Below are 6,484 nucleotides of genomic sequence, written 5' to 3' on the forward strand. Positions count from 1 at the left end.
TCTAGCCCTCGATTTCTGCCATCACGGCGTGGATGGACTCCATGGTCGGGTTGTTCAGCTCGTTGACCAGCCGGCCATCGGCAAGGAAGACCACGCGGTCTGCGTAGGATGCGGCCTTCGCATCGTGCGTGACGATAACAACGGTCTGGCCATCCTTGTCCACGGCAGTGCGCAAAATGTCGAGCACCTCGGCGGAGGAGTTCGAGTCCAGGTTGCCGGTCGGCTCATCGCCGAAGATGATCTCGGGGCGCGAAACCAGGGCGCGCGCGCAGGCCACGCGCTGCTGCTGGCCGCCGGAGAGCTCTGCTGGGCGGTGATTCAAGCGCTCGGACAAGCCTAGGCGGGAAGTGACCTCATCGAACCACTCTTTATCCACCTTGTTGCCAGCGATATCGGTGGGCAGCGTGATGTTTTCTGCCGCGGTCAGTGTGGGCACCAGGTTGAAGGACTGAAAAATGAAGCCCAGGCGGTCGCGGCGCAGGGCCGTAATATCCTTGTCGCTGAGCTGCGACATATCGGTGTCACCGATGAAGGCCGAGCCGGACGTCGCCGAATCGAGCCCCGCCATGGTGTGCATGAGCGTGGACTTGCCGGAGCCCGAAGGGCCCATGATGGCGGTAAAAGTGTTGCGCGCGAACTCAACGTCGACGTGGTCCAACGCGGTAACTGCGGTATCTTCCTGACCGTATTGTTTGAACAGGTCGACGGCACGAGCCGCAGCAGTCATCGTTGGGGTTGTCATGGACGTGTTCTCCTTATAGATGGGGAAAGTAACGTCCCTACCCTATCCTGCCCTGGGTAAGTTATGTGACGCGTGTGGTCTAAAATATGCTCCATGCGCGCATCTCTTTCCGCTCTGGAACATTACGACCGCTGTGCCGAAGCCGCCGCGGCTCAAATCATGCGCCACTACTCCACCAGTTTTTCCCTGGCCACGCGGCTTCTTTCCCCCAGGGTCCGGGTGGACATCCGCAATTTATACGCCATGGTGCGCACCGCCGATGAAATCGTCGACGCCGGGCTCGATCCCCAGGACGCCGCCGTGCTTCTCGACGCCTACGAGGCCACCGTCCGCGCCGCCCCGTCCCAGCGTTTTCACGCTGATCCGATCGTGCATGCCTTTGCGCTTTCCGCGCGGCGTTGCGGGTTCAGCGATGAGCACGTTGCACAGTTCTTTTCCTCCATGCGTTGCGATCTTACGCACCACACGCACACCCACGACTCCTTCGAGGATTACGTCTGCGGCTCCGCGGAGGTCATTGGGCTCTTGTGCCTGGACGCCTTCTACGCCGGCGGGCCCCGCCCGTCCGGCATCGAGGAAGGCGCGCGGCGCCTGGGCGCGGCCTTTCAGAAGATCAATTTCTTGCGCGATTTGCGCGAGGATTCCGCAGAGCTGGGCCGCTCCTATTTCCCGGGCCTGCCGGACCCGGCCAGCTTGGATGAGGAGCGGAAAACGGCAATCATCGCTGATATTCGGCGCGACCTGGCTGTAGCGCGCGGCGCGATGGAGAAGTTGCCGCGTGGTTCGCGGGTGGGCGTGGCGGCTGCGACGGCCCTGTTTACCGAGCTCACCGACCAGCTCGCGGCCACCCCCGCCGCCGATATTCTCACGACACGAGTCTCCGTCTCGCCGGCGCGCAAGGCATTCTTGGTGAGCCGGGCAGCGGCATCGGCGGTGAAGTAGCTATGGGCAAGCGTGTTGTCGTCATCGGCGCGGGCATCGCTGGCCTGGCCAGCGCGGCGCTGTTGCTGCGTGAGGGTTGGGACGTGGTGGTCGTCGAGAAGCAGCACAGCGTCGGCGGGCGCGCAGGCGAACTGGAGGTCGACGGTTTCCGCTTCGATACGGGCCCGTCCTGGTACCTCATGCCGGAAGCCTTCGACGAGTTTTTCCGTGCCTGCGGGACGAGCACCGCGCGCGAGCTGGACTTGGTTGACCTCTCCCCCGCCTATCGCGTCTACAACGACGACGGCGCCTTCCTCGACATTCACAGCGGCGTGGACAACGTTGTTCGGCTTTTTGAGTCCATCGAGCCGGGCGCAGGCGAGCGCGTGCGCGCCTACTTAGCGCGTTCCTCTGATATCTATGCCGTGGCGCTAAGCAGCTTTTTGTACACCACGTTTTCCCACCCCACGCAGCTTTTAACCCGGGACGTGCTCACGCGGCTGGGTTCGCTGGCGCTACTTCTCACTCGGTCCTTGGACCGGCTGGTGGCAGCACAGTTTCAGGACTACCGCCTGCGCCAGGTGCTGACCTACCCGGCGGTGTTTTTGTCCACGGAGCCAACAGCTGCACCGGCGCTGTATTCCTTGATGAGCCACACCGATTTAGTCGAAGGCGTGTGCTACCCGCAAGGTGGTTTCGCCGCGGTGGTCGCGGCGATTGCGCGCCAGGCACAAGGCGCAACCTTCCTCATGGATACGGCGGTGACGGCGATTGAGTGCGCGGAAGGTCGTGCGACTGGCGTGCGGCTGGACGACGGCCGCTTCATCTCCGCCGAGGCCGTCGTTTCCGCGGCGGACCTGCGCCATACTGAGACTTCTCTGCTGCCTCAGTCGGCGCGGACCTATCCCGAGAGCTATTTCGCGCGACGCGACCCGGGCCTCGGCACGGTGTTGGTCTTCCTCGGCGTGCGGGGCGCGCTGCCGGAGCTGGCCCACCACACCCTTCTTTTCAGCAAGGATTGGGAGCCCGATTTCCGGGCGGTGTATCACGCTCCGGAGGCTTCGCGCCCGCTGGGGGCGTCGGAGTCCATCTACGTGTCGAAGACCTCCGCGACGGATCCTGCCGTGGCGCCGGAGGGCTGCGAGAATCTCTTTGTGCTGGTCCCCGTGCCGGCGGAGGAAAACTTCGGCGCGGGTAACGCCTATGGCGAAGAAGAATCGCCCCGCGTTGGCGCAATTGCCGATGCCGCGATTCACCAACTCGGCACGTGGCTTGGCATTCCCGACTTTGCTGAGCGCATCGTGGTGCGCCGGACGGTCGGCCCCTCTGATTTTGCGCGGCGCTACAACTCCTGGGCTGGTGGCGCGGTGGGCCCCGCGCATACGTTGCGGCAATCCGCCTTCTTCCGCGGGCGCAATGCCTCGCGAAAACTCAAGAACCTGTACTACGCGGGCGGTACGACGGTACCGGGTGTTGGTGTACCGATGTGCCTCATTTCCGCGCACAATGTCATCACGCGGATGCGCGAACAGCACTAAGCGTCGAGCTCAAGGGCTGCGGGTGCACCGCTGCGTTTAGTCTTCACCGTCACGGCGTGCCCACCAAAAAGATAGCCATCATCGAATTCCACGCTGAGGTGTCCTCGTTGGGGGACTTCAACGGCAACGGGCGTGAGTTTGGCGTATACGTCGCCGGCCGTGAGCTCAGGTGCCGGGACGTTTGCGCCCTCGGACAGGGCGACGTCATGGCGCCAGCGGTTCGCAGCTCGAAGAGCTTTTTTGGCGGCAAAGCGCCGGGCCTCATCGATGAACTCAGCACTGAGGACCTTATTGATAACGGTGAGGGGTGCCTTGAATTTTCGCCTCAGGTTCGCGCTCTCCGCGAGGAGAAGCTCCTCCCCTTCGTACCAGATGCTGAAATCAACTCCGAGCTCTTCTGCCCTACCGTCGAACGTGTTCGTACTGCGATCGAGCACCAACGGACCGAACTTGGAATCGAGCTCTACCGGAACGGCAATCCGAGCGAGGAGCTGCTCCATTGCCTCGTCTTCCGCATCTGGGAGGATCTCCCAGATATCGACGTAGTGTTCTTTGTTCCTCTCGTGGAAGTGGTGGCTGCCCCGAGCATGAATCACCGTGAAAGGCTCAAGCTCTGCAACTTCGCGCGGATCCCACAGCGTCTTTCCTGCGACTGTCTGGAAGAGCTGCGGATAGCGCACGTCGACGTCACCAGTAATCAGCTCGCCCTCAGGCAAAATCTTTAGGGCGACTCCAGGCATGTTCATGAGCTGAATATGCGTCTTGTCCTCAGCGTAGGGATCATCGCTCACCCACTTCTTCGGCACATCTGCCACAACGAAGAGAAACTCTGCCTCCTCGCAGCGCAGGATAGAGCTGACGACGTCATTGTCCGAGAATTCACGGTAGAGGGAAAGCATGCCGCAATAGTACATACGTGAAAAGGCTACGCAGCGCTCCATGGCGTAGTCTGAGGAGGTTGACGTCGAGTAGAAGGGCGAAAGGCCGATGGCAGAAACGATTGAGCAGGCCGCCGAAATTGTTGAGGAGTGGCTCAAGCAAGAAGACGCCATCGACCCCCAAAAGGCTCCTCGGCTCCAAGAGCTCTTAGCTCGCGTTCCACGTCAAGAGCTCATCGCGATTGTGGAGCGCCAGAATGCTCTCCGCGCCGCATTGGCGTTAAGGCTGCTGCCGCGTCAAAAATCCATCGCGGTCTTCGATGCACTTGATGCCAAACACCAAGCGGACATCATTGACGAGTTGGGCAACGCCGATGTCTACGAATTCTTCGACGAGCTGGATCCCGAAGACCGCGTGGCGCTGTTGGACGAGCTTCCTGCGGAAATTGCGGATCGGCTCCTCCGTTCGCTGACTCAGACTCAGCGCGATGTGACCGGAGTGATTCTCGGGTACACGAAGGGATCCGTCGGCCGGCGTATGTCGCCGGAGGTCCCCAATATCCACCCGGAAATGAGCATGGAAGATGCCCTGCGCACCCTCCGCGACAACGCCGATGAGCTGGAAACCATCTATACCGTTCCTGTGACGCGTAAGGACCGGCGTCTGGTGGGCGTCGTCAGCCTGCGCGAGCTCTTCACGGCTGAACGCGGCATTCTCATTGAGGACATCATGAACGAGCCGGTGTATGCATACGCGACTGCCGACGCCGAAGAGACCGTCCGCTGGTTCTTGCCCCTCGACATGCTGGCGCTACCGATTGTGGATGATTCACACCGCCTCGTTGGCCTTCTTACCTGGGATGATGCAACCGACATTATGGAAGAGGCGGACAGCGAGGACTCGGCTCGTTCCGGCGGTACGGAAGCTCTCCAGCAGCCGTACTTGTCGACGCCCCTTCTCAAGCTCGTCCGCTCCCGCATTCTCTGGCTGCTCGTGCTCGCTGTGTCAGCGCTGTTGACTGTGCGGGTTCTCGATTCCTTCGAAGACACATTGGCCAAGGCAGTTGTATTGTCTCTGTTCATCCCTCTGCTCACCGGCACGGGCGGCAATACAGGAAACCAGGCAGCTACTACTGTGACCCGTGCGCTCGCGCTTGGCGACGTCCGCACGCGCGACCTCTTGGCAGTCATGTGGCGCGAGCTGCGCGTCGGAATGTTGCTGGGCGCTGTGCTGGGGCTGGCCGGGCTTGTCTTGGCGACGGTCATCTATGGCCTAGATATCGGCCTCGTCATCGGCTCCACCCTGTTTCTCATTTGTTCGATGTCCGCGACGGTAGGCGGACTCATGCCCATTGTGGCTAAAACTGTTGGCGCGGACCCTGCGGTCTTCTCTAACCCATTCATCTCCACCTTCTGTGATGCAACGGGCTTGATCGTCTACTTCTTCATTGCGAAGTCTGTCTTGGGAATCTAACTGGATACAGAAGAGTGTCCGCCAGGCCGTACAACGCCTGCTACATGACGAATAAGCCCGCGCCCCAATCTTTGGTGCGAATTGACAGCCACTAACCGCCCTGAGCGCCCGCGCACAATCCTTCGCTTATCCCGCAAGCAGTCCAATTGCAAGGTTAATAGCAGCGTGCAATATCGCGCATTCAATGACGCTTCCCGAGCGGTATCGCACCACTCCCAGGATCCACCCGCAGAGAAACTGAACCGGAAGTATGGGCCACAACTGCGCATCGAAGCTCAACAACATCAAATGAGGCAGAAGAAAAACTCCCGCTTGGAGCGTGTTACCACCCCAGAACCCCCAGGATCGAAGAAGTAAGCCGCCAACAAATCCTCGGAAAAACACTTCCTCGCCTATAGCCCTGAAAATGACAGCAAGGCTTACCCCTTGAGAAAGAACCACCCCCGGTATGGCCAGACTAGCCGACGACACCACACGGATACCGGCGTATCCTATTCCAAGCAACACGGGGAAAAAGATGATGCTTAATACTACTGATTGCCAATTTCCCCATTGCCAACCCACATTTGTCCGAGCTTGAGAAACCCCAATTCTCTTGCGCTGAAAAAGGATATAGAGCACTGAGGGAACGAGAAATAAAAGGAATTCAAACATCGTCTCCGTACCCTAACCGCGGACCAGGTTAGCTCCTAAGCCAGAAAGCTCGATGCCCAGTTTACAATTCTGTATGAGGACGAGACGCCCGAGCATTGGTGGGGTAGATCATACTTCCGTGGCCCTTTCGCAGTAGTTAGGAACTAGGCAGCTACCCGGGTGGGTATGAGCCTTGTTTATCAGCGCTTTCAGGTGAACATGATTAGGCCCAATTGCCGAGGCGGGGCCTAATGAATCTGTCAGTAAAGGCCTAAACGACAGGATGTGTTGGTGAGGT

6 protein-coding genes are annotated in these 6,484 nt (G+C 60.1%); 3 read left to right on the top strand and 3 right to left on the bottom strand.

Going from position 1 to position 6,484, the window contains the following annotated elements; translation table 11 throughout:
* Nucleotide 1: 1 nt before the first annotated feature.
* A complete protein-coding gene (locus HMPREF2822_RS06320; RefSeq protein WP_070522468.1) occupies nt 2-742 on the bottom strand; it encodes an ABC transporter ATP-binding protein in 741 nt (246 codons plus the stop codon).
* Nucleotides 743-835: 93 nt separating this feature from the next.
* Between HMPREF2822_RS06320 and HMPREF2822_RS06325 the strand changes: the two genes are divergently transcribed.
* Together HMPREF2822_RS06325 and crtI are read left to right on the top strand one after the other, a co-directional pair.
* Nucleotides 836-1,684, top strand: a complete 849-nt coding sequence (locus HMPREF2822_RS06325; protein WP_070522470.1) for a phytoene/squalene synthase family protein — start codon at nt 836-838, stop codon at nt 1,682-1,684.
* A gap of 2 nt (nt 1,685-1,686) precedes the next feature.
* Nucleotides 1,687-3,201: a phytoene desaturase family protein gene (gene crtI / locus HMPREF2822_RS06330; RefSeq protein ID WP_070522473.1), complete on the top strand. Its 1,515-nt coding sequence runs from the start codon at nt 1,687-1,689 to the stop codon at nt 3,199-3,201.
* Here the strand turns inward: crtI and HMPREF2822_RS06335 are convergent.
* The gene (locus HMPREF2822_RS06335; protein WP_232755608.1) at nt 3,198-4,100 is read right to left on the bottom strand and encodes a DUF2262 domain-containing protein; all 903 of its coding nucleotides are present in this window, start codon (nt 4,098-4,100) and stop codon (nt 3,198-3,200) included. The two genes, crtI and HMPREF2822_RS06335, sit on opposite strands and share 4 nt — an antisense overlap.
* A gap of 88 nt (nt 4,101-4,188) precedes the next feature.
* Here HMPREF2822_RS06335 and mgtE point away from each other — a divergent pair, with 88 nt between their 5' ends.
* On the top strand, nt 4,189-5,553 hold the full coding sequence (mgtE, locus tag HMPREF2822_RS06340) for a magnesium transporter (RefSeq protein WP_070522478.1): 1,365 nt from the start codon (nt 4,189-4,191) through the stop codon (nt 5,551-5,553).
* A gap of 126 nt (nt 5,554-5,679) precedes the next feature.
* On the opposite strand, the gene HMPREF2822_RS06345 is transcribed toward mgtE, so the two are convergent.
* Complete coding sequence (locus tag HMPREF2822_RS06345; protein WP_070522481.1) at nt 5,680-6,207, bottom strand: CPBP family intramembrane glutamic endopeptidase; 528 nt, start codon at nt 6,205-6,207, stop codon at nt 5,680-5,682.
* Nucleotides 6,208-6,484 lie beyond the last annotated feature (277 nt).

This window comes from Corynebacterium sp. HMSC062E11, from assembly GCF_001811845.1.
GTDB classification, from domain to species: Bacteria; Actinomycetota; Actinomycetes; order Mycobacteriales; family Mycobacteriaceae; genus Corynebacterium; species Corynebacterium hesseae.

What these genes read in the sequence shown, in the direction of transcription:
- HMPREF2822_RS06345 (WP_070522481.1), bottom strand. Translation starts at nt 6,207, where the DNA reads ATGTTTGAATTCCTTTTATTTCTCGTTCCCTCAGTGCTCTATATCCTT.
- HMPREF2822_RS06325 (WP_070522470.1), top strand. Translation starts at nt 836, where the DNA reads ATGCGCGCATCTCTTTCCGCTCTGGAACATTACGACCGCTGTGCCGAA.
- HMPREF2822_RS06335 (WP_232755608.1), bottom strand. Translation starts at nt 4,100, where the DNA reads ATGCTTTCCCTCTACCGTGAATTCTCGGACAATGACGTCGTCAGCTCT.
- crtI (WP_070522473.1), top strand. Translation starts at nt 1,687, where the DNA reads ATGGGCAAGCGTGTTGTCGTCATCGGCGCGGGCATCGCTGGCCTGGCC.
- mgtE (WP_070522478.1), top strand. Translation starts at nt 4,189, where the DNA reads ATGGCAGAAACGATTGAGCAGGCCGCCGAAATTGTTGAGGAGTGGCTC.
- HMPREF2822_RS06320 (WP_070522468.1), bottom strand. Translation starts at nt 742, where the DNA reads ATGACAACCCCAACGATGACTGCTGCGGCTCGTGCCGTCGACCTGTTC.